This window comes from Acinetobacter sp. 1125_18A, assembly GCF_052824985.1.
Map to the genome: position 1 here is coordinate 81,441 of NZ_VTDG01000004.1, position 26,180 is coordinate 107,620.

The 26,180-nt window shown below is 39.3% G+C and carries 25 protein-coding genes; 8 read left to right on the plus strand and 17 right to left on the minus strand.

Annotated elements, in window-relative coordinates:
• Positions 1-14: 14 nt before the first annotated feature.
• Positions 15-1,124, minus strand: coding sequence for a muconate/chloromuconate family cycloisomerase (locus FY049_RS08555; RefSeq protein WP_154131035.1), 1,110 nt, complete (start codon positions 1,122-1,124; stop codon positions 15-17).
• A gap of 118 nt (positions 1,125-1,242) precedes the next feature.
• On the opposite strand from FY049_RS08555, the gene catM reads away from it, so the two are divergent.
• Complete coding sequence (gene catM / locus FY049_RS08560; protein ID WP_034617960.1) at positions 1,243-2,160, plus strand: cis,cis-muconate-binding transcription regulator CatM; 918 nt, start codon at positions 1,243-1,245, stop codon at positions 2,158-2,160.
• A 167-nt stretch (positions 2,161-2,327) separates the two neighbouring features.
• Here the strand turns inward: catM and FY049_RS08565 are convergent, their stop codons facing one another.
• From FY049_RS08565 to catA, 3 genes are all read right to left on the minus strand, one after another.
• On the minus strand, positions 2,328-3,881 hold the full coding sequence (locus FY049_RS08565) for a dynamin family protein (protein ID WP_446083520.1): 1,554 nt from the start codon (positions 3,879-3,881) through the stop codon (positions 2,328-2,330).
• On the minus strand, positions 3,881-5,137 hold the full coding sequence (locus tag FY049_RS08570; protein WP_446083521.1) for a GTPase: 1,257 nt from the start codon (positions 5,135-5,137) through the stop codon (positions 3,881-3,883). Before FY049_RS08570 ends, FY049_RS08565 begins: the two co-directional genes overlap by 1 nt.
• Positions 5,138-5,222: 85 nt before the next feature.
• Positions 5,223-6,167: a catechol 1,2-dioxygenase gene (gene catA, locus FY049_RS08575; RefSeq protein ID WP_004721555.1), complete on the minus strand. Its 945-nt coding sequence runs from the start codon at positions 6,165-6,167 to the stop codon at positions 5,223-5,225.
• A gap of 557 nt (positions 6,168-6,724) precedes the next feature.
• Here catA and FY049_RS08580 point away from each other — a divergent pair.
• The gene (locus tag FY049_RS08580) at positions 6,725-7,990 is read left to right on the plus strand and encodes an OprD family outer membrane porin (protein WP_224965232.1); all 1,266 of its coding nucleotides are present in this window, start codon (positions 6,725-6,727) and stop codon (positions 7,988-7,990) included.
• A 157-nt stretch (positions 7,991-8,147) separates the two neighbouring features.
• Here the strand turns inward: FY049_RS08580 and FY049_RS08585 are convergent, their stop codons facing one another.
• The 3 genes from FY049_RS08585 to FY049_RS08595 are packed head-to-tail and all read right to left on the minus strand — an operon-like array spanning position 8,148 to position 10,739.
• Positions 8,148-8,270, minus strand: coding sequence for a DUF2474 family protein (locus FY049_RS08585; protein WP_004721553.1), 123 nt, complete (start codon positions 8,268-8,270; stop codon positions 8,148-8,150).
• Positions 8,271-8,284: 14 nt separating this feature from the next.
• Positions 8,285-9,289: a cytochrome d ubiquinol oxidase subunit II gene (gene cydB, locus FY049_RS08590; RefSeq protein WP_034617970.1), complete on the minus strand. Its 1,005-nt coding sequence runs from the start codon at positions 9,287-9,289 to the stop codon at positions 8,285-8,287.
• Complete coding sequence (locus tag FY049_RS08595; protein ID WP_151957329.1) at positions 9,282-10,739, minus strand: cytochrome ubiquinol oxidase subunit I; 1,458 nt, start codon at positions 10,737-10,739, stop codon at positions 9,282-9,284. Before FY049_RS08595 ends, cydB begins: the two co-directional genes overlap by 8 nt.
• 344 nt (positions 10,740-11,083) lie before the next feature.
• Between FY049_RS08595 and FY049_RS08600 the strand changes: the two genes are divergently transcribed.
• The 3 genes from FY049_RS08600 (at position 11,084) to FY049_RS08610 (ending at position 14,220) form a co-directional block, all read left to right on the plus strand.
• On the plus strand, positions 11,084-11,476 hold the full coding sequence (locus FY049_RS08600; protein ID WP_081409330.1) for a CidA/LrgA family protein: 393 nt from the start codon (positions 11,084-11,086) through the stop codon (positions 11,474-11,476).
• Positions 11,473-12,168, plus strand: a complete 696-nt coding sequence (locus FY049_RS08605) for an LrgB family protein (RefSeq protein ID WP_154130660.1) — start codon at positions 11,473-11,475, stop codon at positions 12,166-12,168. Before FY049_RS08600 ends, FY049_RS08605 begins: the two co-directional genes overlap by 4 nt.
• Before the next feature lie 255 nt (positions 12,169-12,423).
• Entirely contained in the window at positions 12,424-14,220 is a 1,797-nt protein-coding gene (locus FY049_RS08610) for a sigma-54-dependent Fis family transcriptional regulator (RefSeq protein ID WP_446083522.1), read from the plus strand.
• A gap of 477 nt (positions 14,221-14,697) precedes the next feature.
• Here the strand turns inward: FY049_RS08610 and FY049_RS08615 are convergent, their stop codons facing one another.
• The 4 genes from FY049_RS08615 to FY049_RS08630 are packed head-to-tail and all read right to left on the minus strand — an operon-like array spanning position 14,698 to position 16,630.
• Positions 14,698-15,051 (minus strand): hypothetical protein, encoded by a 354-nt coding sequence (locus FY049_RS08615; RefSeq protein ID WP_446083523.1) that lies wholly within the window; start codon positions 15,049-15,051, stop codon positions 14,698-14,700.
• Between the two features lie 4 nt (positions 15,052-15,055).
• Complete coding sequence (locus FY049_RS08620) at positions 15,056-15,811, minus strand: hypothetical protein (protein WP_446083524.1); 756 nt, start codon at positions 15,809-15,811, stop codon at positions 15,056-15,058.
• Complete coding sequence (locus FY049_RS08625) at positions 15,805-16,323, minus strand: PAAR domain-containing protein (RefSeq protein WP_166782729.1); 519 nt, start codon at positions 16,321-16,323, stop codon at positions 15,805-15,807. The genes FY049_RS08620 and FY049_RS08625 overlap by 7 nt, the downstream gene beginning before the upstream one ends.
• Positions 16,316-16,630 (minus strand): hypothetical protein, encoded by a 315-nt coding sequence (locus tag FY049_RS08630; RefSeq protein ID WP_446083525.1) that lies wholly within the window; start codon positions 16,628-16,630, stop codon positions 16,316-16,318. Before FY049_RS08630 ends, FY049_RS08625 begins: the two co-directional genes overlap by 8 nt.
• A 636-nt stretch (positions 16,631-17,266) precedes the next feature.
• Here FY049_RS08630 and FY049_RS08635 point away from each other — a divergent pair.
• From FY049_RS08635 to FY049_RS08645, 3 genes are all read left to right on the plus strand, one after another.
• Complete coding sequence (locus tag FY049_RS08635; protein ID WP_151957330.1) at positions 17,267-18,148, plus strand: transporter; 882 nt, start codon at positions 17,267-17,269, stop codon at positions 18,146-18,148.
• Between the two features lie 95 nt (positions 18,149-18,243).
• Positions 18,244-19,698 carry a benzaldehyde dehydrogenase gene (locus FY049_RS08640; RefSeq protein WP_446083526.1) on the plus strand — a complete coding sequence of 485 codons (1,455 nt, stop codon included), beginning with the start codon at positions 18,244-18,246 and terminating at the stop codon, positions 19,696-19,698.
• A 33-nt stretch (positions 19,699-19,731) separates the two neighbouring features.
• Complete coding sequence (locus tag FY049_RS08645) at positions 19,732-20,847, plus strand: NAD(P)-dependent alcohol dehydrogenase (protein ID WP_262085671.1); 1,116 nt, start codon at positions 19,732-19,734, stop codon at positions 20,845-20,847.
• 131 nt (positions 20,848-20,978) lie between these two features.
• Here the strand turns inward: FY049_RS08645 and tatC are convergent, their stop codons facing one another.
• The 6 genes from tatC to FY049_RS08675 all read right to left on the minus strand — a co-directional run bounded on the left by tatC (position 20,979) and on the right by FY049_RS08675 (position 25,929).
• Positions 20,979-21,764, minus strand: a complete 786-nt coding sequence (gene tatC / locus FY049_RS08650; RefSeq protein WP_446083527.1) for a twin-arginine translocase subunit TatC — start codon at positions 21,762-21,764, stop codon at positions 20,979-20,981.
• Entirely contained in the window at positions 21,761-22,243 is a 483-nt protein-coding gene (tatB, locus tag FY049_RS08655; RefSeq protein WP_446083528.1) for a Sec-independent protein translocase protein TatB, read from the minus strand. Before tatB ends, tatC begins: the two co-directional genes overlap by 4 nt.
• A gap of 17 nt (positions 22,244-22,260) precedes the next feature.
• Positions 22,261-22,479, minus strand: coding sequence for a Sec-independent protein translocase subunit TatA (gene tatA, locus FY049_RS08660; RefSeq protein ID WP_004721526.1), 219 nt, complete (start codon positions 22,477-22,479; stop codon positions 22,261-22,263).
• A 564-nt stretch (positions 22,480-23,043) separates the two neighbouring features.
• Positions 23,044-23,805: an SDR family NAD(P)-dependent oxidoreductase gene (locus FY049_RS08665; RefSeq protein ID WP_446083529.1), complete on the minus strand. Its 762-nt coding sequence runs from the start codon at positions 23,803-23,805 to the stop codon at positions 23,044-23,046.
• 25 nt (positions 23,806-23,830) lie between these two features.
• The gene (locus FY049_RS08670) at positions 23,831-24,784 is read right to left on the minus strand and encodes a C-terminal binding protein (RefSeq protein ID WP_446083530.1); all 954 of its coding nucleotides are present in this window, start codon (positions 24,782-24,784) and stop codon (positions 23,831-23,833) included.
• Positions 24,784-25,929, minus strand: coding sequence for a fumarylacetoacetate hydrolase family protein (locus FY049_RS08675; protein ID WP_446083531.1), 1,146 nt, complete (start codon positions 25,927-25,929; stop codon positions 24,784-24,786). Before FY049_RS08675 ends, FY049_RS08670 begins: the two co-directional genes overlap by 1 nt.
• Positions 25,930-26,180: the final 251 nt, after the last annotated feature.

The following is a 26,180-nucleotide window of genomic DNA, read 5'->3' on the forward strand; positions in this document are numbered from 1 at the left end:
GTCAGCTCCTTGAATTATTGACGACGTAGGTTGTCGATTTTGTCTTCATCTAGTTCAATGCCGAGGCCCGGACCAGTTGGAATTTTGAGCTCAAAATTGCCATATTGAAGCGGTGTTTTTAAAATTTCTTCAGTTAGTAGCAGTGGGCCAAATAATTCAGTTCCCGCTGCGAGATTGCTAAATGTAGAGAAGGCATGTGCTGAGGCAATTGTTCCAACAGGACCTTCAAGCATAGTGCCACCATAAAGATCAATACCTGCCAGATTGGCGATTTTACCGACTTCGCATGCTTCAATCAGACCACCAGATTGCGCAACTTTTACCGCAAAGACTGAGGCTGCATTGGTTTTTGCCAAGTTATAAGCACTTTGTGGACCAGTTAATGATTCATCTGCCATGATCGCGATATCAAACTTACGGCTAAGACGTTGCATAGCATCAATATTATGAATTGCACAAGGCTGTTCAATCAGGTCAACGCCACCATCTTGAAGCATTTGAATCCCTTTAATTGCATTCAGTTCAGACCAAGCACGGTTAACATCTACACGAATTGAGATGTCTGCACCCAAGGCTTTTTTGATTGCCAATACATGCTCGACATCTTGTTCAACAGGACGTGAACCGATTTTTAACTTAAAGACATTGTGACGTTTTAACGCAATCATTTTTTCTGCTTCGGCAATGTCTTTTTCGGTATTGCCCGACGCCAAAACCCAAAGCACAGGAATACTGTCACGTAAGCGACCGCCTAGAATCTCACTCAGGGGTTGACCTAAACGTTGCGCTTGAATATCTAATAATGCAGTTTGAACAGCACATTTCGCAAAACGATTACCGTTGATATTACGATGGATCACTTGCATTGTTTGGGCAATATTGGCACCAGACAGTGTTTTTAACAATGGCGCAAAATAGGTTTCGATATTGGTCTTTACACTTTCAGGACTTTCTTCGCCATAACCTAAACCGCCAATTGTGGTCGCTTCACCCCAGCCAATTAAACCATCTTCAGTCGTGATTTTAATCAGGACCAAGGTTTGGGTTTGCATTGTCGCAACGGCCATCTTGTGAGGACGTATCGTTGGAATTTCGATTAACAGCGTTTCTATGGACTTGTACATCGTGGTTATTTCTTAAGTATCAATCTATTTATATACCCTAATTTAATGTAATATCTTTAACTAGGCCGATTTTGGTATTTTTAGATACTTAAAAGGTATATAAAAGGGATTTATAGAGATGGAATTAAGATATCTTCGTTATTTCGTTACAGTGGTCGAAGAGCAGAGTATTACCAAAGCTGCAGAAAAATTATGTATTGCTCAACCGCCATTGAGCCGTCAGATTCAAAAGTTAGAAGAAGAACTGGGTATTCTTTTATTTGAGCGTGGCACACGTCCAGTAAGAACAACAGAAGCAGGGCAATTCTTTTACCAACATGCGGTACAAATTTTGACTCATACTGCGCAAGCCACCTCTATGGCGAAGCGTATTAGTTCAATGAATACAATTGTCCGTATTGGTTATGTCAGTTCATTGCTGTATGCGTTACTGCCTCAGGTAATTTATTTATTTCGTCAAAATAACCCTGATATTCAGGTTGAGCTGATTGAATACAGTACCAAGGATCAAATCGAAGCACTCAAACTCGGTAAAATAGATTTAGGCTTTGGTCGTTTAAGAATTAGTGATCCATCGATTAAGCGCATTTTATTGTACAAAGAGAAATTAAAACTAGCCGCGCATAAAAATCATCATTTAACCAGTTATATTGATAAAGGTATTTATTTATCGCAAATTATCAATGAACCTATTTTTTCTTATCCAGCCACACAGAAGCCTAATTTCTCAACCTTGATTCAATCCATTTTTACCGAATTAGGCTTGGTACCGAAAGATATGGTTGAAGTTCGAGAAATCCATATGGCTTTGGGTTTGGTGTCGTCAGGGGAAGGGATATGCATTATTCCTGAAAGCGCTAGTGAAATAGGCATGAAAAATTTGGTCTATATTCCGATTTTGGATATAGAGGCCTATAGTCCTATTTCATTAGCTGTGAGAAATATGGATCAAAGTCCTTATTTACCCAAGATTTTAGAATGTATTCGACAGGTCTTTGAAGAAGAAGGGATTCCACTTCAACTCGATGGGGATTAATCGAGTATAGGTCTGAGCTGAGATCAATATAAAATCCCCTCATCCTCGCCTTCTCCCAACGGGAGAAGGGACTTTCAATACCAATATGATTCACTCAACATGATCATTTTTTTGATTTATGAATGAGATCTATTGAGTTAATGATTTTAAAATGACATTTTCGGTGTTTATCCTTTCATTCTTAATGAATTCGCAATGTATTGTAGTTCCTGTTCGTCATTGATTAAGCCTTGCTGGATAGTGGCAATTTGCTCTTGAAGATTGCTTAGCAGTTCTTGGCATTGTGCAATAACTTCATCGCTATATTGATCAAGCTTTTGCCACAAACTATGTGAGATCTCGCTATATAAACGGTCATGCCCAATGGCCAAGATCTCGGTTGCATCATCAGCATAAATCACTTCATACGCCAGATGCTCAGCAAACTGTAACGGACTGAGAGGGGCATATTGCAGTTGATAATCCGATAAAGTATTTGCAATATGTTGTAATAGAAGCTGTTGAGCCTGTTGGGTCAGTGCACTATACAATTCATCCACCGCTTGCTGCTCGGCATGTTGCTCTAATAAGCTTGGCAGGGTTGCAATCATACTGCGCCATGTTTGCGTAATGATCTGCTGTTTATGTTGCAGCAAAGCGCTCATAGCATTGCTTAGCTGCTGCTGTAATTGATGCAGTTGTGGCACAACCTCAAGTTGTAAAGGCGTTAGAATTTGTTCTTGTAAATGATGTAACAAGGCTTCCGCAGGTTTACGCTGTTTATAAGCCAGAGCAGGTTGGATCAAATGTAAAAGTGCATCAAATAAACGATTAAAACCTGCCATTTGCATAGCCTGATCATTGAAATCCGCATTTTTCAACATCTGAGAGGAGGTTGAAATTGGCGATTGCAATAGCACAGGATCAACTTGCATTGCGATCAGTTGGTCAATAGCACGGGTTTGAACATCGGTTTCTTGCAGATAACGTTGGTCAGAGGTTTTATTGCATAGCATCTGGCAAATGTCGCCATCAACTTCATCTTCTTCAAAATAATCACTTCGTGTCAGCACTGGCAATAACGGTTTATGTCGGCGTAATTCCTGCCCCAAAGCCGCTAATTCTTTGACCTGACCGGGTGAGGAGGAACTACTGAGCCAAAGGACACCATCCGCACTATCCATAAAGCGTTGGGTTAATGCTGCATTTTCTGGCGTAACGGAATGAAGTCCTGGGGTATCCAGTAAAATGAGGTTGTTCGCTAAACAAACCCCTTGTAAGCGTGTGGTGGTTTCTGTGGCACCTTCTTTAAAACGCTCCTGACTATGGATAATTTGACCTGAGTCGAGATAAAAATATTCAACGCTTTGCTGGCGTCTGTGAAAACACTCTGCCAATACATTACAGAATGAACTTTTACCCGCATTGAATTTTCCGAAAATCAGCAAAATAATCTTATCGTCAAAATGATCTGCGATGGATTGTGCCGCATGTAGGGTCTCTAATTGTGTTTCCCAATGGCTGAGATAGCTTTCAAGCTGCGAATTGAGTACTGCGATGTCTTGGGCAATCTGACAAAGTGATGTCAGTCCAATGGGATTGATACGTTGTTTATTAAGATTGATCGCCAGTTGTTGATGCCACGTGTGCATCTTATTTAAATGCAGGATGATGTCCTGTTCATGCTGATCAAAAGCTTTGCTACTCGCAATCAGCGTCTGAATCGAATCATGGACGGTCATTATACCTGCTCCAAAGTGGTTGATGCCTGTTGGGCTTGTATGATGAGCTGCTGTTGCTGCTGCAAATTAAGTAATTGCTGTTGCAACTGCATTCGATCAGAAGACAATTCAAAATAATGGGCAAATTCACCACGTAAACGCTGACGACCTGATTCTTCCACAAAAATAAGATTGAGATCCTTACGCAGTTTGACCGAGACACCCATCACCGCAACCATGACCGTATCTAGACTGCGTACATTACTTTTTTGCGTATCAGGTAAACCCACCACACCATAGCGCACCAGATGGCTATTGATTTCGATACAGGCACGAGAATAAGCCACTTGAATACGGTTACGATCACGTTTGCCTGCGGTTACTTTATACATATTGGCAAAAGAATCTGGTTCTAGCGAATTATCCTGCCCAGAGACCTGTAGGACCGATTGTAAATCTTGACGCACTTTATCTAATATTTGATTGAGATCACGCTCAAAATTTTGGCGTTGTTGCTGTAAGGTTGCTGTAAGTTGCTGAATGTTGCTTTGAATGGTTTCTAGGTGCTGGGATAAGCGCGTTTTTAGATCAACAATGATCTGTTTTTTTTCAAATTGACGTATTGCGGGGACTTGCTCAAGCATCCGATGAAGTGTGTGTTGTAGTTCGGGGATACCACTGCGTTGTACCAGTACGGGTTTGGAATTTTCGATACCTTGACGGTGCCGTGTAGCTGATACAGGTAGTACAGTTGCAGTTGGTGCTTGATTTTGAATGCTGCCAATAATCTGCGCTAAAATGGTTTGATCTGGAATCTGGTCAATTTGGGTAAGCAGCAGTAAGCTTTGTCGTTGGGTTTGCTTTGCATCTTGCTCGAATTGCTGGAATAAGTGTAATTCATAAGGATCAAACTCACCCTCACGTACCGAATGGACCATTAGGCGAATATCTGCTTTATTCCACATCGCATCTTGAGCAAGTTGATCATCGATTGTCGCCACATCAGCATCCAAACCCGGTGCATCTAACCAACGGATATGATGTTGCAGATGTTCGGAGAGGACCACCGTTTCTCGTTTATCCGCAACTGAGAAAATATCTTGACCAATAAGCTCATTTAACAGCCGGCTTTTACCATGATTATATTTGCCAATCACTGTAACCGTCGGAAATTGACCTGCCTGTAGAATGGCACGCAGTCGAGCCAGAGCTTTCGCATCTTCAGGAACAACGGTCAAAATAGTATTGCGTGCTGCATCAAAAGTATGAATATCCATCTAAATATCTTTTCCATAAAATAAATCAGGCTAAACCGTTACAGCTCGCCTGATTTCTAGATTCACAAAATGACTTTTAGCTGAATTAAGCTTGTAGGCGAGGGCGGTCAACCACATGGTTATCAACACCATCTACAAGGCGGCTAAGTCTGAGGTCAAATACCATTTCGGCAAATGGACCTTCAACACCGTTGGCTTGGATCGCTGCTGCATCTGTATGTTCGATTGCGTCAACCACAAGGCCTTCACGTGTTGCGTAGGCGAAGTCATCATAAGTGTACGGGTCGCCAGCAACGTTAATTTGCGTGGTTAGTTTGCGATGACCATCTGCAGATACAAAGAAATGAATATGTGCAGGACGATTACCATGACGGCCTAATTGATTTAACAATTGTTGAGTTGGACCTTCTGGTGGACAGCCATAACCTGCAGGCAGAATCGTTTGTACACGGTATTGACCTTGAGCATCTGTCATAATGGTACGGCGCATGTTAAAAGGCTGTTGTTCGCCAGTTGGATCAAAGTGTGAATAGAAACCTTTGGTATTGGCATGCCAGATTTCAACTTGTGCATTTGGTAGTGGTTGACCATCTGCAGCGTAAATTGTACCGTGCAAAATCAGGGTATGACCATTTGGATCACTGCCATCATCCATACGAGCAAAACCTTGGGCAACAGGTGCACCTGCGACATAAAGTGGGCCTTCAATGGTACGCGGAGTTGGGTTCTCAATACCCAAAGCGGCATCAATTGCATCCATACGCATATCAAGGAAGTGGTCAAAACCTAAACCAGGAGAAAGTAAGCCTGCTTCATGACTGGTACCTAGCTGGTTTAAATATGCAATTGCAGCCCAATATTCGTCAGAAGAAATCTCTAAATCTTCAATGGTCTTAAATAAGTCAGAAACCACCCGATGAATGATTTGCTTAGTACGAGGATTTCCACCGTCTTGCTCAAGTCCGCTGAGTAGGTTAATGAAATTCTGTACTTCTTCCGTCTCGAAAATTCTAATATTATTGGCTGTCATGGCTATCTCCTTAATCTTGCCATAATGCTGGTTTGCGTCATATCTTTTAAGATATGTTGTGCGTTGAGCCAGCATCATTCCTAATCTTGCTTGGTTCATAAATCCTTCTATATACCTTAATTGAATGTAATCCCCTTATCTAGACTGAATTCGGTATCTTTAAATACTTAAAAGGTATATTTAACCCGCTCAAATGATAAAACTGTGATGCTATCATGCTATAGCTTGAAAATAACCATGTTGTTAGATCATTAAAAATAATAAAAAATATTTATTTTTCAACATCTTAATATGATTTATTATACAGAAAAAATTGTTTATCTAGATTTAAAATAGCAGTGGTATGACTGAAAAGGTATAAACATATACCACATTATACATGGAAAATTACATTAATAATTCTGATAATGAGTAATACTGATGTATTTTCTTAATTATATCATTTTGAATTTATTTATATTTTAAGGAAGTGCAAAAGTTTTTGTCTGGAGGATAAGACAAAGAACACCCTAGAACTTACACAACAAGAATTTCAAAGATTCAGGAAAGGATTTCCCATGTTAAAGCTAAATCTGCTTTATAGAACTCAACGAGTTGCACTTTATACGCTGTTTGGATGTCTGAGTATAGATGCTGCTTATGCCGAGTTTTTAGAAGAGAGTAACACCAGTATTTATTTACGCAATTTCTATAATGAACGTGACTACGAAGATACCAAGAATGACCTCGGCAGTTGGTCGCAGGCAGCATCTGGGCGTTTTGAGTCAGGTTATAGCGACACTGCGCTACAAGTCGGTTTGGATTTTGGTTTTCAATATGCCCTACGTTTAAATGATCGTTATGATGAACGTTTAGATACCGTTTTTAAATATGACAAAAGTGAAGCCCAACAAGCACGGGATTATTTAAAATTAGGTGCCACCTTAAAACTTAAATATCAAAATACAGAGCTTAAAGTGGGGGAGCTTTTTCCAAAAACACCAGTTTTATTTATTGATGATTCTCGACAATTGGTGACAACCTATGCTGGGGTAATGTTAGAAAGCCAAGACATTCAAAATTTAAAACTGTCCGTAGGCCGTTTTACTCATGTCAATGCCCGAGATGATGATGAATATAGAAAATTCACTTTGGGCAACTCCACAGATCCCAACAAAAGAAGTGATGGTTTAAATTTTATCGGATTAGACTATAAGCTCACCCCAAACTTCACTGGTTCATACTGGTTTGGTCAGTTGGAAGATATTTACCAACAACACTATTTCAATGCGGTTTATACAGAAAAAGTCAATGAGACCAAGCTAAAAGTAGATGCACGCTATTTTAATTATAAAGAGGATGGCGATGCTTATTTTGGAAATATCGATGTCCAGTCTGTAGGATTACAAGCGAGTGCACAACATGGGCCAAATACCTTTTTAGCGGGTGTGCAAAAGCATATGGGTGAGGACAATATTCCACTTTTAAATGGTTATGTCCCGCAAGGATATTTACAGACTTGGTCTGCAATTGCATTTTATAAAGCGAAAGAGTTTACTTGGCATGCCTTATATAGTTATGACTTTAAAGATCATGGCGTACCAGGCTTGAAACTGACCTTGCGTTATTTGAATGGTAGTGACATTTATCGGGCTGGCTTTAAGGATAATAAAGAAACCGAGAAAAATTTGATTGTAAACTATACTGTTCCAGAAGGATGGTTAAAGGGACTTGGAGTGGAATGGCGCTATATTGATGCTGATATTAAATATGGTGTTGGAAACCTTCCAGGTAGAGATTTTGTGGAAAATCGTTTTATCACAACCTATACCTTTAAATTCTAAATTTTTGCTTAATCCGATAAATCGAGTGATGCCCCCTATTAAAAATATGGGGCATCATCTTTAGCAGTCAGGACATTTAAGCGTCCAAATAAATAAGGATAAGCATAGTTAAATGCTTATCCTTTCTTCGCTAGTCAGATCATCAACAGGTATATGCCTAATAGGCAAAACTAAGCATTAATCTAAACAACCCCGCAATTAGAGCCAATGCTGCAAAACCGAAACACCACAACAAAATAAACCATGTTGCAGGGTTGAGTTGTTTGATGTATTTGTTCATCTAAAACTCCTTGATCAATGGTAGCCTTCATCACCAATACGGACTTTGTCTCGGAAAACCCAGTAAGACAAGAAGGTATAAGCGATAATAATTGGGATCAGAATTGCCGCGCCGACCAAGGTAAATTTAAGACTTGATTCTGGTGCAGCGGCTTGCCAAATTGAAACTGAAGGTGGAATGATATTGGGCCATAAACTAATTACAAATCCAGTAAATGCCAGAAAAACCAATGCCAGCGTATAAACAAAAGGTTTAATCTCATGTCGTTGCTTACAAGCATGTAAAATTAAACCAGAAAAGAGTACAACTAAAATAGGCACAGGGCTGAAATATATAAGGTTTGGTAATGCAAACCAGCGCTGGGCAATTTCAGGATGTGTGATCGGGGTATAGATACTGACGGCAGCAAAAATAATCATTAACGTAATTAACAGCTTTGGCATCAGCGTATACATGATGTCTTGTAAACGCGCTTCCGTTTTTAAAATCAACCAGCCACAACCTAAAGTGGCATACATGACAACAACACCTAAACCAGTGAAAAGTGAAAAAGGGGTAAACCAATCCCATACACCGCCACTATAAATACCCGCAGTGGTTTGAATACCTTGGATATATGCACCAAGGATAACCCCTTGGAAAAAGCTAGATAAGATCGATCCCCAAATAAAGGCTTGATCCCATAAGTATTTGGTTCGAGTTGCTTTAAAGCGGAACTCGAAGGCAACACCACGGAAAATCAATGCGACCACCATAAATATAATGGGAAGGTATAAAGCAGAGAGTACCGTAGAATAGACCAGCGGAAAGGCTGCAAATAATCCCGCGCCGCCAAGCACCATCCATGTTTCGTTACCATCCCAGACAGGGGCGACCGTATTCATCATGACATCACGTTCTTGTCGGTCTGGAATAAATGGAAAGAGAATTCCAATACCTAAATCAAAGCCATCCATCACTACATAAATCAGTACACCTAAACCGATAATGCCGACCCATATTAAAGCGAGATCAATCATGATGTTTCTCCTTATTTTGATCTAGCGGCGCTTGTTGTCCATCGATTGGATCATCCACAGCACTGAGGGGGCGTAATGGGGTTTTAAAATGCCCTAAACCTGTTATTTCAGGATCTAAATGAGTTAAAAACTCAGGTCCAGATTTCATGAGTCTGAACATATAATAAATCCCTGCACCAAATACAACGGTATACACCAGTACAAAAATGATCAGACTGAGTCCCACTTGGTCTGCTGTTACGGTATGCGATAACGCATCTTTGGTACGTAATACGCCATAAACCACCCAAGGCTGTCTTCCTACTTCTGTAGTAACCCAACCTGCGAGTAAAGCGATATAACCCGTTGGGCCCATCACAATGGCGAATTTATGAAACCATGTAGACTCGTATAGCCGATTCTTTTTGCGTAGCCATAAGGCTGTTAAAGACAGCAGCACCATTAACATGCCAAGACCCACCATGACACGGAAGCTCCAGAAAACGATGACTACATTTGGACGATCTTCAGCTGCAAAGTCCTTTAATCCAGTGACTTCGCCATCTAAGGAGTGGGTTAGAATCAAACTGCCTAAATAGGGAATACCGAATTCAGTTGTATTTTTTTCTTGTTGCATGTTTGGTGTCGCAAACAGCAGAAGTGGCATCGCATGGTCACGGTTGGTCTCCCAGTGTCCTTCAATTGCTGCCAATTTCGCTGGTTGGTGTTTTAAGGTATTTAAACCATGGTTGTCGCCAATAACTACCTGTAAACAAGAAGTTACCAGTACCATCCATAAACCCATAGAGAATGATTTTTTAATTAATTCATCACGACGACCTTTAAGCAGATGCCAGCCAGCTGTGCCCACAACCAATAATGAAGACACTAAAAATGCAGCTGTTGCCATATGTGCAAAGCGATAGGGGAACGATGGGTTAAATACAATTGCCCACCAGTCCGTCGGAACAATGATGCCATTTTCTATTGCAAAGCCTTGCGGTGTTTGCATCCAACTGTTGGAGGACAAAATCCAGAACATTGAAATACAGGTTCCAATGGCGACCATAAGTGTGGCAAAAAAATGTGCTTTTGCGGTGACTCGGCCCCAACCAAAAAGCATGATTCCTAAGAAGCCTGCTTCTAAGAAAAATGCGCTTAAAACCTCATAGGTAAGCAATGGCCCCGTCACACTCCCTGAGATACGCGAGAACTCACTCCAGTTGGTACCAAACTGGTAGGCCATGACAATGCCTGAAACAACACCCATAGCAAATGCAACAGCAAAAATCTTAATCCAGTATTTGAATAGGTCTTTGTAAACAGGGTTTTGTGTCCGCAACCACTTCCATTCCAGCAGTGCAAGGAAACAGGCTAAACCAATAGAGGTTGCAGGGAAAATAATGTGAAAAGACACAGTGAAAGCAAACTGAATTCTTGCCAGTTCTAGTGCAGTTAATCCGAGACTCATTGCATGCCCCATCGTTGCTTGAGGCATTGGATCGCTATAGACCCATGACCGTCATGATTAAGTTTGGAAAAAACTATAGATCGTTCCATAAAAACTACCTACTTAGAAATAATTATTATGATGTTGCACGATAATCTAGTTGGGATGTAGGTACAGAAAATGAGGAGAAAAAATATAACAGATTTTTAAAACATGGCTAAACTGTTATATTTTTATCGGCTACTTTTGTAGCTATTTTTTTTCTTTAATGCACTGCAAACTACGGATATATCACTTAATTTCAAGTTGAAAAAAGGTATGTACCGTTAAATTTAGCTTGAGTCATGATGAATATACGGATGTAAATGACAGTGTTTTATACAATATCTGAGTTAACCACGATTAAGCGCGCGAGCTACCAAATCAGCTTGATTATAGCGATTTGGGGTTTTGCATATATGTTGCAAAAACTGTTGAATTTACCCATTGCATCAGGTGTTTTAGGTTTTTTTATATTGCTGATTTTATTGCAAATGCAATGGCTCAATTTGGAAAAGGTGAGTCTAGGTGCAGATATTCTATTGGGTGAGCTGTTGCTGTTTTTTATTCCACCAGTGGTCGGTGTGATTCAGTATCAGCAATTGCTTTTGATCAGTGGTTGGAAAATATTTCTGGTGATTTTACTCAGTACCGCTTTGGTGATGGCAAGCTCTGTGTTGATGGTGAAAATATTCTTGCAACAGGATGATATGGAATGACGGAGTTGTGGGGAATTTTTTACTTGCTTTGGACGGTACTGTGTTACTTCTTGGCAAAGCGTTTATTTGTTTTTACCCAGAAAATATATTTTTCTCCGATTATTGTAGTACCGAGTCTCAGTATTATTTTGATCTTTATATTTCAGCATCGCTTTCAAGACTATTACCTATACACCCAATATTTGGTTGCCATGTTAGGACCAATTACAGTTGCATTTGCGATTCCTGTATTTCGTTATAGAGCGATCGTCAAACAGTATTTTTTCGTTTTAATCGTCAGTTCTAGTGTGTCTATGCTGGTGGGAATCTTAAGTAGCTGGCTATTGGCAAGTATGTTCAATTTCGACGAAATTTTGAAAAATAGTCTTTTGGCACGTTCGATTTCTATTCCATTTGCTTTGGAATTGACTGAAAAAATTGGCGGCTCAATCAGTTTAATTCCCTTGTTTACGGTCATAACAGGCTTAGTGGGGATGTTATTTGGTGATTTTTTACTGTTATGGATGCGCTATAAAAACCGTATTGCACAAGGTGCTGCTCTAGGAAATGCCGCTCATGCGATGGGGATTGCGCGAGCAAGACAACGTCATGAGTTAGAAGGAGTGATTGCTAGTCTATCCATGATTATTTCAGGAATTATCATGGTGTTATTTGCGCCCTTTATGATTTCATTGATTAAACATATTGTTTGATTTTATTTTATTTAGATTGAAAAATAACATTTAAGAATGAAGTCTAGACTGCATTTAAAGACAGTATGCAATGTGAAATATAATTGATTTACATGAATATTTATTTTAAACCTCCGTATAGGATTTTGTGATGGTGCTGGTTTTGCGCTACATATTTAATTGTATTTAGCCCTTGTCATATTCTAGAGAGGGTGATTTTATATTGGGATCATCAACGGGATGATCGAAAGCAACTGCTGGATTTGGAATAGGCTTATGGATGGGTTATCTGAATTTTCTTGGCAAAATATTAAATATAACTTTTACAATACTGGAGAACTGCCAGAGATTGTGCAACGAGACTCACCTATTTTACAGCTTTGGGAAAGTGCAAAAAATTCGGGCTTAAGCCCTTTCTCCAAAATCACTGACTTAGACGAGTTTCCTGTCGCTGACCTTTCCCAGGGTGATATAAAATTAGCCGCATTGGCTGAAGGTGTATTAAATGATGTCTGGCGCTTATTTGGGCAACAGGATGTTATCGTTTTCTTAATTAATCATCAGCTTAAAATTATTGCTGAACGTCACAATCCTGATTTAGATGACCAATATCATTATTTATGCACGGGTCGTATTATTGAGCCCTCTGTGTTTGGTGCGATTGCACCGACATGTAGTGTGATGTCTAAACAGCCTATGATCATGACAGGGCATCAACATTATCTGGATGAATTTTCGAATTATTCTTGTGCATCGGTTCCGATATTCAATGGCTGTGGTGATGTACTCGGTGCTTTAGATATCACTTCACCACAAGGGCTTTTGGCGAGCAATTGGTTGCGTCACTTACTTTACCAAAGTTATATTTTGGAAAATAAGATTATTCAGGCAGCACTACAACCTGATCAACGGGTCCTTTATTTTCAACATTCCAAAGATTTGCTGAACAATGCCTATACGGGCATGATCGTACTGGATCAATCAGGAAAAATCCTCAAAGCCAACCAAATGGCGTTGAAATTGCTAAATTGTTCTATTGAGCAATTGTTGCAGCAACCAATGGATCATTTTTTACTCACTGAGCATTTGAATCCATTAAATTCGAGTGATTGTTTTTTAATTCAAAGTTTTGACCATGCATTTTTTTATGCCCAGTTACGTAGTGTGAATGGGCAGTTGCAGAATAAAACAAGCAAAATCACGACACAGCATTTGCTTGATCAAGCGCTGAAAGCATTAAAAGCTGATATTCCTATATTGATTACCGGAGAAACGGGCACAGGTAAGGATCATTTTGCTCAGCAGTTACATCAGAAGCTGGATGTAGATTTACCTTTTATTTCGATTAATTGTGGTGCAATACCAGATCATTTGCTTGAAGCAGAATTATTTGGTTATGAAGGCGGCGCTTTTACAGGTGCTAAACGGCAAGGCGAAAAAGGTTTAATTGAACTGGCAGATCAGGGCATACTCTTTCTCGATGAGATTGGTGATTTGCCTTTACATTTACAAGTGAAAATTTTAAGAGTGTTACAAGATCAGCAGTTCTATCGGGTCGGAGGACGTAAACCAATCAAGTCAGCATTTAAACTGTTATGTGCAACACATCACGATTTAAAAAGTAAAATACAACAGCAGTCATTCCGCCGTGATTTATATTATCGTATTTGCGGTTTTCAGGTACATTTACAACCCTTACGCTTACGTCAAGATAAACAGGTCATTTTACATCACGTTCTGGATCAATTTGGCATAGCGCAATGGTCGAGCCATGTAGAACAACAATTTGATAGGCACACATGGGAAGGAAATATTCGTGAATTAATTCATGTGGTGAAGCTATCCGCAGCGTTTAAAGACAGTGAAATTTTAAATCATTTATATTTACCTGAAGCTGATTTAGCGATTCAGCAGCAAAGTAAGCAACTGATATTAGATGAAAATAAAAACTTAAATAGCTTGACCAAGCAAATGATTATACAGGTGTTACAAGAAGAACATGGCAATATCGCAAGGACAGCGAAGCGCTTAAATATCTCAAGAACAACGATTTATAAATATATTGGCAATTAATTGTAATTTTCTATTCAGCCCTTTAGTTCATTTTTTATAAATTCAGCTGAAAGAGAGCCTGAAAAATTCAAGATGATCAATCCTTTACTTGTCCATGTGGGTTTTTCTATTAATTAATAGTCTTATAATTAATAGAATGAAAAGGACTAAAGTTATTAACAAATATGTATTCCCTTGGAATATATGAGAATTATATCCTTTATAAATAAACGTTGGTAAAAGTTCTTGTTGTGTATAACCAATTGAAGATTTTTCAAAAAAGTAGCTTAAAATTAAAGAATATAGACCAGTAAAGACAAAAAAAGAGAGTACTTTATTAATTTTATCTTTTATAAAAATAATAGAATTTAAGCTAAAAGATATAATTAATATTGAAAAAACAGCAGAATAAACGTTAATCCAGTATTCATAATTTTCCACGACTTCACCATACTAAAGCTTTTTTTCTAAATTCAGCTGAAAGAGAGCCTGAAAAATTTAAGACACTCTATCCTTTACTTGTCGATGTAGGTTTTTTCTATTAATTAATAGTCTTAGAATTAAAAGAATTAAAAGGACTAAAGTTATTAATAGGTATATATTTCCATGAAAGATATGAGCCCTATAACCTTCAAAAATGAATTTAAAAAGCAATTCTTGTTGAGTGTAACCAATAAATGCTTTTCCAAAAAAGTAGCTTAAAATTAAAGAATATAGACCAGTAAAGACAAAAAAAGAGAGTACTTTATTAATTTTATCTTTTATAAAAATAATAGAATTTAAGCTTAAAGATATAATTAATATTGAAAAAACAGCAGAATAAACGTTAACCCAGTATTCATAATTTTCCACGACTTCACCCTCCTAAAGCTTTTTTTATAAATTCGGCTGAAAGACGACCTTCTCTGCGTGTTTTAGCAATGACTTTACCATTATTATAAATTATTCGTGTCTCATGTCGATAATCTTGTTTAGACATATCCTTTGTCCCCCCTCTATTTGGACTAGCAAAATCCGCATGCCCAATAACAACACTTCTTTTTTTACCAGCTTTGAATAAAGCAACTGATATTAAAGAGCTAAGAGTGTCTAGCTCTCCATCAAATGCACTATTACAACCATGTATTTCTATTTTTGATTCATTTGTAAAAACTTTAAAATTAATGTCTGAAATAATGAATGAATTTCTCCAATTAGCTCCACCAAAAAATTCATATTGATCCAATTTTGTTGATCTATTTCTATATAAATTAGATGATAAATTATTTGACTGAGAATATTCAAATGTCATTGATTTTTTTAAAGAAGCACCAATCACACTATAAAGACCTAGATCAGAACCATGGCTAAAAACGTCTAAAGATTGAATGGAATTTTCAGGTTGAACATTTATTAGATCAATAAACTGCCTCATTCCATTTGAAATAAAATAAGATTTCACAGGTAGATCATTTTTATAATCAGCAATCACATTTTTAGAGGCATAAAAAAAAGCCCCATTATCTCCAAGAGATCGGGCACCACCGTATAGGACGAGGCGGGTAGGTGATTTTAATTTTACAATTTCTACTTTTGCAATTTTGGTTGTTGTAGTCTGATGTTGATCTACCATGAATCAGCCTCAAAAAGTTTAATTTCAATATCTTCTGCTTTTTCTGTAAATTCTAGTTTTTCTGTCATGCCATTTTCATCAGTGACACCTTCAATAGTACGACCATCAGTATAGGTAACAATGTATTTTACATTGCTATAGGGTTGATTATTTGAATTATTTACTAACTGATATTGACCTGAATATAGAGTTAAGCCTTGAGCTAAAAAGCTTGATGAGTTTGTATTCTTACTATAGTTTTCCCCTTGACTTGTTCCAACAACATGATCTTGTTTAGGTAAAATTTTAGCTCCACAAGTCAATAAGTCATCAACATAAGCAACAGCTTTGCCATCCATAATAATATGATCATGGCTTTTAACAATTTCAGACCAACATTTGCACTTAGGGCAAAAGTGACCATCTCCAGCACGTAGAAATAGGTTTCCCATTTGGGATGTTCGTTGTTGTGTTGCTTGGATGATTCCTCCATGATTTGTCATAGAGTTATGAATTGCAAAACCTTTAGCCATGATTAACACCTTTTTTGTACAAAAAGCCTTCAGAGGCCTTATCACCGATAAAGATATTTATAGCTACAGTGTTGTTAGGGCTATCGACAATCTCATCACCATTCTCTAAGAAGCTTCCTACTAACGCACTCGCTTTAACTAATCCACCATTTTTGCTTTTAGCTCCATTTACCGCAAGGTAATAGATCTTTTTGGGCCTATGCCGAAAATAAAGCTGTTCTGCTTTTATTGTTTGCTTTATGTCTTGTTGAGAAATCTGTTTTAACTGTTCAATTGGTAATTCATGTAAAAATTTAGGTTTCGTCATACTTAGTCCAATTATTGTTATTGAATGAAGAACATAGAGATTAAAACATAAAACCAACTATTAAGACAAATTTAATTGAATTGTTAATTATGTTTAATAATTTAAATTTATTTACTCAAATTCATGGCAGCTTTTGTTATAGCTTTCATGTTCTGATCGTACGATTTATTTAAATAGTAAATTTAAGAATTAGTCATATGTGTTTTTTAATAACTTATATTTTAATTTTTGTCTTATTAACATAATTTCGCTTTATCGTTCACGACCAGTTCAACAAACGCCATATTTAATTGTTTAGAGAATATTTCATCTACTCGTCAACATCGCTAACCCCCATCCATATTTTTATGCCCTCAGTGATTGTCCATTGATTGGACAGCGCTTTCTCAATGCTGTTCATTTATTGGACATTGGGAATGTAGCTTTATTTTAAGTCTATGATTATTAATTATAAAAATATTGGCACGCTAACTGCAAATATTCTGTGGCTCATATTTGATTAAAACAAATCTATCAAACGATTTATTAAGTGCAGATGGTCGATTCCTCATGGATAAATAGATTGATTTTTGATTAAAAATTTAAACAAGTGCAATGAGCAGTGAAAAGGATGCTTGAAACTAAAGGGAATAGATGATGTGTTTTAGCAATAAAAATAGCCTGCTTCTTATGTTGAGTGGCATGTTTGTACAGTATAGCCATGCGATTGACGTAAACGTGGGGGATTATACAGCGTTGCCAAAAGGCACCAATGCAGGTGTGTTCTATTATCAACATAGTCAAATGGAGGGTTATTACCAAAATGGTGAAAAAACCAGAGCTGAATCTAAATCGGATATCGGTATCGCGCGCTTTATTCATTACACCGACATCGCTGGGTTACGTGCAACACCTCAAATAATTTTACCGTTTGGAACAGTACGGCATACGCAAATTGGCGATACTGATTTAAACAATGCTTCAGGTTTTGCAGATCCAGTAATTGCTTCTGCATTTTGGTTGATTAATCGACCTGAACAAGGTTCATCGGGTCGTTATCTGGCATTTACCCCATTTATTTATTTGCCAGTTGGGCAATATGATCGAAATGATGCGGTGAATTTAGGCGAAAATCGATTTAAGTATGATCTTCAACTGGCATGGGTACAGCCGCTATATGGCAAGTTTGCTTTTGAACTTTATCAAGATGTGATTTGGTATGGAGACAACGATGAAGCAGGAAAGGGTGATCAAACACTTTCACAAGCGACCAGCTATCAAACTCAATTTAACTTACGTTACGACTTGAATTCTAAACAGAGAATCGCCTTCGGTTATGCCGCAAATTATGGGGGTGAACAACAGCTGGATGGAATCAAACTGGATCAGAACATGGAAAAGCAACAAGCGCGATTGGAGTTTCAGCAAATGCTGAATGCAAAAACTCAATTAAGTGCACAGTTGCTTTCAGACACACGAACAGAAAGCGGATTTAAGAAAGATTACGGTCTAAATTTTCGTGTGTTTTACATTTTTTAATTTAAAGCAGGTGTAACACATTGATTGCGTCATTTTTACAAGGATGCAGTTGGAACAGTAAAGCAATTGTCTAAATAAATTTTGAAGAGGTCATAATGTCTATATTCACAAAAGAGCTTTGGGATAAAAAATTATTTAACGGTTCATGGCAGTCAGCCCAAGACATCTACAGTGTGATTGAGGTTGCAACAGGTCAAGTGCTTGGTGAAATCGGTTATGCCACTGCCGCTGATGTGGTGAGTGCTGCACAACAAGCCAAAGCCGCTCAACAACAGTGGTGGGCTTTAAATTATCAAGAGCGTCAGGCAGTGTTTGAGCGAGCTGCTGCTTTACTGACAGAAAATCAAGCGGAAGTGATTGAGTGGCTGGTTAAGGAAAGTGGCTCATTACAACTGAAAGCAGGCTTTGAAGTGAGTATTGCGATTCAAGTGCTTAAACATTGTATTGCTTCACCTGCAACTGAACAGGGCACATTATTACCTACGCAAAATGGCAAACTAAGTATAGCGAAACGCTTGCCCTTAGGTGTTGTTGGGGTCATTTCTCCATTTAACTTTCCACTGTACTTAGCTTTACGTGCTGTGGCACCTGCTTTGGCCTTTGGTAATGCGGTGGTGTTAAAACCTGATGAGCGTACAGCAGTGTGTAGTGGCTATGTGATTGCACGGATTTTTGAACTTGCAGGATTGCCAAAGGGGCTGCTGCATGTATTGCCAGGTGGGGCCGAAGTTGGTGAAGCACTGACTTTGGATAAAAATATTGCCAGTATCCAATTTACGGGATCAACCCAAGTTGGACGGATTGTTGGGGCGAATGCGGCAAAGACCTTAAAGAAAGTCTCTCTAGAACTGGGTGGGAAAAACTCACTGATTATTTTGGATGATGCGGATATTGAGTTGGCAGCAGAAAATATTGCATGGGGTGCATTTTTACATTCTGGGCAGATTTGTATGACCTCTGGCAAGATTTTGATTCACCAAAAAATTTATCAACAGGTCAAACAGCGTGTAATTGAAAAAGTGCAGAATTTTGTGGTAGGGAATCCTTGTGACAAGAATGTCACCATTGGGCCATTGATCAATGCCAAACAAGCGCAACGTGTAGAACAATTGGTCAGTGCTGCGGTTAATGAAGGCGCAACATTGGAAATCGGCGGGCATGCCGATGGGGTATTTTTTCAACCGACTGTACTGACAGATGTGACTGCAAACAATTCGATTTTTAGTGAAGAGATTTTTGGTCCTGTTGCCGTGTTGATCCCGTTTAGCTCAGATGAACAGGCCATTGAATTAGCTAATGACGGCGATTATGGGCTTTCAGCAGGCATTATTACCTCGAATGTGGGACGAGGTATGCAACTCGGTGCGCAGCTCAAAGTGGGCTTGCTACATATCAACGATCAGACCGTAAATGATGAAACGGTCAATCCATTTGGTGGTTTTGGTTCATCAGGTAATGGTACGCGTATTGGCGGCCCTGCCAATGCCGATGAATTTACCCAGTGGCAATGGATTACAGTACAGGCTCAAGCGCCACATTATCCTTTTTAAACAATTAAATAAATCATGACAGGACGTTATACCATGAGTGAATTAAAAGATATTATTGCCGCAGTGACCCCATGTAAAGGTGCTGACTTTGAGCTACAAGCTTTAAAAATACGTCAGCCGCAAGGTGATGAAGTATTGGTAAAAGTGGTTGCTACAGGAATGTGCCACACCGATTTGATTGTACGTGATCAATATTATCCGGTACCGCTGCCTGCCGTCCTTGGACATGAAGGGTCAGGAATTATTGAGGCGATAGGCCCTAATGTAACCGAGCTTCAAGTCGGCGATCATGTGGTTTTAAGCTATGGTTATTGTGGGAAATGTACCCAATGTAATACTGGAAATCCTGCCTATTGTTCAGAGTTTTTTGGACGAAATTTTAGTGGGGCAGATTCAGAAGGACAACATGCGCTTTGTACCCATGATCATGGCGTGGTTAATGATCATTTTTTTGCCCAATCCTCCTTTGCAACCTATGCTTTAAGTCGTGAAAATAACACGGTTAAAGTGACCAAAGATGTACCAATCGAACTATTAGGACCATTAGGTTGTGGTATTCAAACAGGTGCTGGTGCATGTATAAATGCTTTAAAAGTGACACCTGCCAGTAGTTTTGTGACTTGGGGTGCTGGTGCTGTTGGTCTGAGTGCTTTGCTTGCGGCAAAAGTGTGTGGTGCTTCGATCATTATCGCTGTTGATATTGTTGAATCTCGTTTGGAACTGGCAAAACAATTGGGTGCAACTCATGTGATCAATAGTAAAACTCAAGATCCTGTAGCGGTGATTAAAGAGATTACTGATGGTGGAGTCAACTTTGCATTGGAGTCTACTGGGCGCCCTGAGATATTAAAACAAGGTGTTGATGCGCTGGGGATTTTAGGCAAAATCGCCGTGGTAGGTGCACCTCAATTAGGCACAACTGCACAATTTGATGTAAATGATCTGTTATTGGGTGGGAAAACCATTTTAGGTGTCGTTGAGGGGAGTGGTTCACCCAAGAAATTTATCCCTGAGTTAGTCCGCTTATATCAACAAGGGAAATTTCCCTTTGACCAACTTGTAAAATTCTATGCATTTGATGAAATCAATCAAGCTGCGATAGATAGTCACAAGGGTATTACACTCAAACCGATTATTAAAATTGCATAATGTTGCATGGCATGCTCATTGAGGAGCATGCCATTTCTTTGATTTTAAGCGTTTTGGGGTTTAAATTTTGGGTTTAGTTTTAGATTTTAGGTTTAGGTTTAGATTTAGTGTTGTAAGCTAGCTGGATGAGTTTAGAGCTTTCTTCGCTTTTCCAGTAATTTTCCAAATAATAAACCTAGCTCAAACAATAACCACATTGGGATCGCAAGCATAATCATAGATATTGCATCAGGTGGTGTTACAAACATAGCGATAAAAAAACAGCCCATTATAATAAAGCGGCGTTTTGCAATTAAACTCTGAGTGCTAACCACACCAATCAAAATCAATAAAAGTGTGATCATTGGAATTTCAAAAGTTACCCCAAACACCAAAAATAACTTTAAACAAAAGCTGAGATAACTATTGATATCGGTCATGGGTGCGACGGTTTCGGGAGAGACGCTAATGAAAAAGTGTAGAATAGAAGGCAGTACAATAAAGTAAGCGAAGGCAATCCCTGCGTAAAATAATAGGATGCTACCGAACAGCAAGGGAAGTGCCAGTGATCTTTCTTTTTCATAAAGTGCGGGTTTAATAAAACTCCAGAGCTGATAAATAATAAAAGGCATTGCCAGCAGAATCGCCACAAAAAAGTTAAGCTTAAAGGGTGCCATAAATGTTGCGGTGACATCTGTTGCGATCATGGATGAATTGGCAGGAAGCTGAGCTCTTAATGGTTCTGAGAGTAGTTGATACGTTCGATTGGCAAAAGGCAATAAACAAAAAAATAGTGCGAATAGAACCCCTACCGTTTTAAACAAATGTTGACGAAGCGCTACCAAATGTTCAATCAGTGGCATTTGCTGTAGTTCTTCAGACGGTAGGTCTTTTGCAATCACAGCGGGTGACGAAGATTGAGGGAGCTGTGTATTCATGCGATCACCTTTAATTTTACCGGAGATGAGGCTTTAGGCTCTGTCTGATGATCATCAGATGCTTGTTGATGCTGTAAATAGTTTTGCAAATAATGGGGCGTAAATACTGCGTAATAGGCTTTATTATTCAATAAAACATGATAAATCAAAATGTTAAACTTTGCTGTTTTTTCAGTAGCGCTGCTTTGTAGCTGTTGTTTAGCGTCGTTTACCTCTGTTTGCTGCCGAAGTTCAGCAAGTTGGGATTGCATTTTTTGTTCAAGCTCGGCCATACGCTGCATTTCTTGTTGGACTTGCTCACGCAGTTCGGATAATCCGAGTTCACGGTCAATATCTTGTTTGGCATTGTTCACAAAATGCATGAGTTTGGCATACCATTTCCCCGCGAAACGAGCGGCCTCTGGTAGTTTTTCTGGCCCAAGTACCAGAAGGGCGATAATGCCAAACACAAAAAGTTCAGACATTCCAACATTAAACATCTATATCATCCCTAAACTTAGCTGTTAATGGTTGAGTCGGATGGTTTCTTGGTCTCCTCATGTTCAAGCGTGTTGGTCTCTTTTAATGCGATGTTTTCTTCCTCACGCATTGATTTTTTAAAGTCTTTGACTGCGCCGCCAACATCTTTACCAATATTTTTAAGCTTAGAGGTCCCGAATAATAAAATAACCACAATTGCAAAAATGATCACATGCCAAATTGATAAACCAGCCATAGTGTTCTCCCTTGTTATTCCTGTCCATGAGAATTGATTTTTACTGTATTGAGATCAACATCCATTGATTCAATTCATTGTTTTAAATAACCTAATCATTTAGGGTCTTACATTTAAAAGCAGTGCATTTAAAATGAATAGGTTTTGAGCGAGTAAGTTATAAGTTAAGTTTTTAAAAGAGAAAATTTCAATAAATTCACAAGAATTTTTTCTCTTTCAGCATCACTTTTACTTTGTTTGTCCAGTCAATTAAATTCCGTTTAATCCTTGGGATATTCTTGTTTAAATCGTCTTTTAATATCGAAATAGCATTGAAAATAATCATTGCTATGTTTCAGTGGTTGTTTTAGTCATCTCCTGTAATGGATAAATTAAGCAGATGAGGTTTGAGTTGCTTTGGGCTATTCGACTTGATTAAACAACAAGCCGCTCAACTGGATTGCTGATCCACTATATCTGTACCATACCCCATAATCTGATTCTGTTCCAATGCTTGAATAAGATCCTCTTCCTTTATTTTCGAGTTAGGCCCAAGCTTAATAGATCGCATTGAGCGTGTTGATTTTAAATACAGGTATAACCAGCATCCGCCGTAATGATTGAACCTGTGATTAGACTTGAGGCATCTGAAGCCAGAAATTGCACAATAGACGCAATTTCATGAGCTTGCCCCATACGTTTAGCTGGTGTCATATTCAGCCATTGATTGACTAAGTGATCTTGGTTTTCAAGGTTTTTTAATAACGGTGTTTCAATATAGGTGGGGGCAACAGCGTTCACCCGAATATGACGTTGAGCCCATTCAACCGCAAGCGATTTCGTTAAATGATGCACGCCTGCTTTTGAGGCATTGTAGTGACATTGCGGTTGTGGCACGTTGACAATCTGTCCTGACATTGAACCAATATTGATAATCGATCCTCGTCCAGCATCCAGCATTTGACGGGCAAAGCCACGACAAGTCTTAAAGATGCCAGTCAAGTTGATGTTGATGACATTATCCCACTCTTCATCTGTCATGTGCTCAGCTGGGGTGTTTGTCACAATGCCCGCATTACATACCAATATATCCAGTGCTGGTAAAGCTTGAGCAAGCGCATTAATCGCTGCACTATCTGTGACATCTAAGCTTTCTGCACGCGCAAGATAGCCCTTGGCTTTTAACGCTTGTACAGTTGTTGTTGCACGATCCAGTAAGATGTCGGTACAAATAACTTCGGCGCCTGTCGCTGCCAGTGCTTCAGCAATTGCTGCGCCTATGCCTTGACCTGCACCTGTGACCAGTGCCAGTTTATTGCTTAAGTCCATTTTCTTGCGATAATCCATATCTTTTCTCTTTGTCTTTTCCATTTTATGTGATGAGTGAGCATCGTAACGGTTCACCACGTAAACTGCGTAATGCTTCTTCAGCGGCTAAGCGCTGTAAGGTATCTACCGATGTATCAGAAAAAAAGGCCGTATGTGGTGACATGATTAAATGAGGTGCTGTACGTAGAGGCGAATCTGCTGGTAACGGCTCTTGTGCAAAGACATCAAGTCCTGCGCCTGAGATTTGTCCACTGAGCAAGGCTGTGGCTAATGCTGTTTCATCAATCAGTCCACCTCTTGAGCAATTGATAATGATTGAACCCTGAGGCATTTTTGCCATCGCCTCAGCATCAATCAAATGACGTGTTGCTGGGGTCAGTGGAACATGTAGCGATAAAACATGAGCAGAAGAAATCACTTGATCCTGTGACATCAGGTGAACGCCTAGTGTTTTTGCTTGCGCTTCGGTGACATATGGGTCAAAGCCAATCATATGACAACCAAAGGCAGCGAGGCGTGAGGCATAAGCTTTCGCAATACGTCCCAGCCCGATTAAACCTACAGTGGTATTACGCAACGAACGAATACCCGTAACCATTTGATCGATCTTCCATTCACCTGCGCGGATACCTTGGTCATACTGATTGAGTTTACGTGCCATCATCAAGGTCATGGCAGCTGCATGATCAGCGACTTCTTCAATACCATAATCAGGTACATTACATACCTGTATCCCAAGTTGTTTTGCGGCGACGAGATCAACATTATCGACACCAACGCCATAACGTACAATGGTTGCACCAGTTGCCATGGCCTGCATCACACGATGGGTCATGGGTGCAAAGTTGTTGAGTACTACATTTGCTCCTGCAACGGCTTGTACTGTTTCTGCTTCACTACGGCATTGAAATTCTGCAAAACTTGCCCCAGCAACTTGCGCGGCTGCTTGCTCATGTCGTGTATTGCCAAAGGCTTGATCAGTGACCACTAATTTCATCAGAGCACACCTCGTTTTACTAAATTACGCATCAGTGCACGGGTTCCATAAGTCCATGGTTGTGCTTGATCAGCATAAACAACAGTATTGCGTAATGTGCCTAAAAGCGGAGTAGAGATTTCGACCACGTCACCTGGTTTATGGGTAAAGCCAGAACCTTGACCTTCTCGATCTTGTGTTGGCGCAAACATTGTGCCTAAAAATAACATAAAGCCATCTGGGTACTGATGCGAGTCATTGTAGGTTTGTGCGACCAGATGCGCGGGTTTACGACTGATTTCCGCCATATTGGAGTGTCCTGACATGCTGAAACCATCTTCTGCACCAGTTACAGACATGTGAAGAGCGGCATTTTCAATATCGCTAAGGGTGAAATCTGAGTCAAATAAACGGATAAATGGGCCAATTGAACATGATGCGTTATTGTCTTTTGCTTTGCCGAGTAATAGTGCTGATCGGCCTTCAACATCGCGTAGATTGACATCATTGCCCAGCGTCGCACCACGGATATTGCCTTGGCTATCCACTGCCAACACTATTTCTGGTTCAGGGTTGTTCCATGCTGAAATCCGATTAATTCCCACTTGTGCACCATAACCTACAGCAGACATGGGTTGTGACTTGGTGAAGACTTCGGCATCTGGCCCAATCCCGACTTCGAGATATTGTGACCATAAACCTTCAGCAATCAATGTCGCTTTAACTTCAGCTGCTTGCTGAGAACCCGCTTGAATATTCGATAAACTGCCACCGATCAGTGTACCTATACGTTGACGTAATGCTTCGGCACGAGCAGGATCACCCGAGGTTCGTTCATCGATGACACGTTCAACCATACTTTTGGCAAAAGTAACCCCACAAGCTTTTAAGGATTGAAAGTCACAGGGGGCAAGTAAGCAAGGACGATCTGCGTGGTAACCCATTTCTGCAGGATCAAGCACCAAATCTTCAACTTTACCAAGCACTTCACCTGTGAGTTTGTCAAAACGACCAGCAGGATCATCGTCAAGAAAATCAGCCATTGAGATGACTGACTCGGTGACATCAAACAGTATGTTGTCACGTAAGATGACAACCGATGGCCCTTTGTGAGGAAGCCAAACACGACCAACCAATTTGGCGCTGTTGAGTGATGTGGGTAACATGGAGAATCCTTCCTTTGTTTATCATTTCTTCTATCTAGTAATACTACTTTTTAATTTTAGCTTTGGTCAAGTAGTGTATTGAGTATATGCAGAGATTATTCGCTTACATTAATGGATTTTTAATATATTTATTTGTTTTTTAAACATAAATTATTTTATTTTTATTGTTGATTTTGATGTTTTCCCAAAGGGTTTTCAGATAATTTATAAATTATTCTTGCATAAAAATAGTATTACTATATATTTTAACA

Excerpts from the sequence above, each read along its gene's own strand:
- FY049_RS08555 (WP_154131035.1), bottom strand. The coding sequence starts at position 1,124 with ATGTACAAGTCCATAGAAACGCTGTTAATCGAAATTCCAACGATACGT.
- catM (WP_034617960.1), top strand. The coding sequence starts at position 1,243 with ATGGAATTAAGATATCTTCGTTATTTCGTTACAGTGGTCGAAGAGCAG.
- FY049_RS08565 (WP_446083520.1), bottom strand. The coding sequence starts at position 3,881 with ATGACCGTCCATGATTCGATTCAGACGCTGATTGCGAGTAGCAAAGCT.
- FY049_RS08570 (WP_446083521.1), bottom strand. The coding sequence starts at position 5,137 with ATGGATATTCATACTTTTGATGCAGCACGCAATACTATTTTGACCGTT.
- catA (WP_004721555.1), bottom strand. The coding sequence starts at position 6,167 with ATGACAGCCAATAATATTAGAATTTTCGAGACGGAAGAAGTACAGAAT.
- FY049_RS08580 (WP_224965232.1), top strand. The coding sequence starts at position 6,725 with ATGTTAAAGCTAAATCTGCTTTATAGAACTCAACGAGTTGCACTTTAT.
- FY049_RS08585 (WP_004721553.1), bottom strand. The coding sequence starts at position 8,270 with ATGAACAAATACATCAAACAACTCAACCCTGCAACATGGTTTATTTTG.
- cydB (WP_034617970.1), bottom strand. The coding sequence starts at position 9,289 with ATGATTGATCTCGCTTTAATATGGGTCGGCATTATCGGTTTAGGTGTA.
- FY049_RS08595 (WP_151957329.1), bottom strand. The coding sequence starts at position 10,739 with ATGAGTCTCGGATTAACTGCACTAGAACTGGCAAGAATTCAGTTTGCT.
- FY049_RS08600 (WP_081409330.1), top strand. The coding sequence starts at position 11,084 with ATGACAGTGTTTTATACAATATCTGAGTTAACCACGATTAAGCGCGCG.
- FY049_RS08605 (WP_154130660.1), top strand. The coding sequence starts at position 11,473 with ATGACGGAGTTGTGGGGAATTTTTTACTTGCTTTGGACGGTACTGTGT.
- FY049_RS08610 (WP_446083522.1), top strand. The coding sequence starts at position 12,424 with ATGGATGGGTTATCTGAATTTTCTTGGCAAAATATTAAATATAACTTT.
- FY049_RS08620 (WP_446083524.1), bottom strand. The coding sequence starts at position 15,811 with ATGGTAGATCAACATCAGACTACAACAACCAAAATTGCAAAAGTAGAA.
- FY049_RS08625 (WP_166782729.1), bottom strand. The coding sequence starts at position 16,323 with ATGGCTAAAGGTTTTGCAATTCATAACTCTATGACAAATCATGGAGGA.
- FY049_RS08630 (WP_446083525.1), bottom strand. The coding sequence starts at position 16,630 with ATGACGAAACCTAAATTTTTACATGAATTACCAATTGAACAGTTAAAA.
- FY049_RS08635 (WP_151957330.1), top strand. The coding sequence starts at position 17,267 with ATGTGTTTTAGCAATAAAAATAGCCTGCTTCTTATGTTGAGTGGCATG.
- FY049_RS08640 (WP_446083526.1), top strand. The coding sequence starts at position 18,244 with ATGTCTATATTCACAAAAGAGCTTTGGGATAAAAAATTATTTAACGGT.
- FY049_RS08645 (WP_262085671.1), top strand. The coding sequence starts at position 19,732 with ATGAGTGAATTAAAAGATATTATTGCCGCAGTGACCCCATGTAAAGGT.
- tatC (WP_446083527.1), bottom strand. The coding sequence starts at position 21,764 with ATGAATACACAGCTCCCTCAATCTTCGTCACCCGCTGTGATTGCAAAA.
- tatB (WP_446083528.1), bottom strand. The coding sequence starts at position 22,243 with ATGTTTAATGTTGGAATGTCTGAACTTTTTGTGTTTGGCATTATCGCC.
- tatA (WP_004721526.1), bottom strand. The coding sequence starts at position 22,479 with ATGGCTGGTTTATCAATTTGGCATGTGATCATTTTTGCAATTGTGGTT.
- FY049_RS08665 (WP_446083529.1), bottom strand. The coding sequence starts at position 23,805 with ATGGATTATCGCAAGAAAATGGACTTAAGCAATAAACTGGCACTGGTC.
- FY049_RS08670 (WP_446083530.1), bottom strand. The coding sequence starts at position 24,784 with ATGAAATTAGTGGTCACTGATCAAGCCTTTGGCAATACACGACATGAG.
- FY049_RS08675 (WP_446083531.1), bottom strand. The coding sequence starts at position 25,929 with ATGTTACCCACATCACTCAACAGCGCCAAATTGGTTGGTCGTGTTTGG.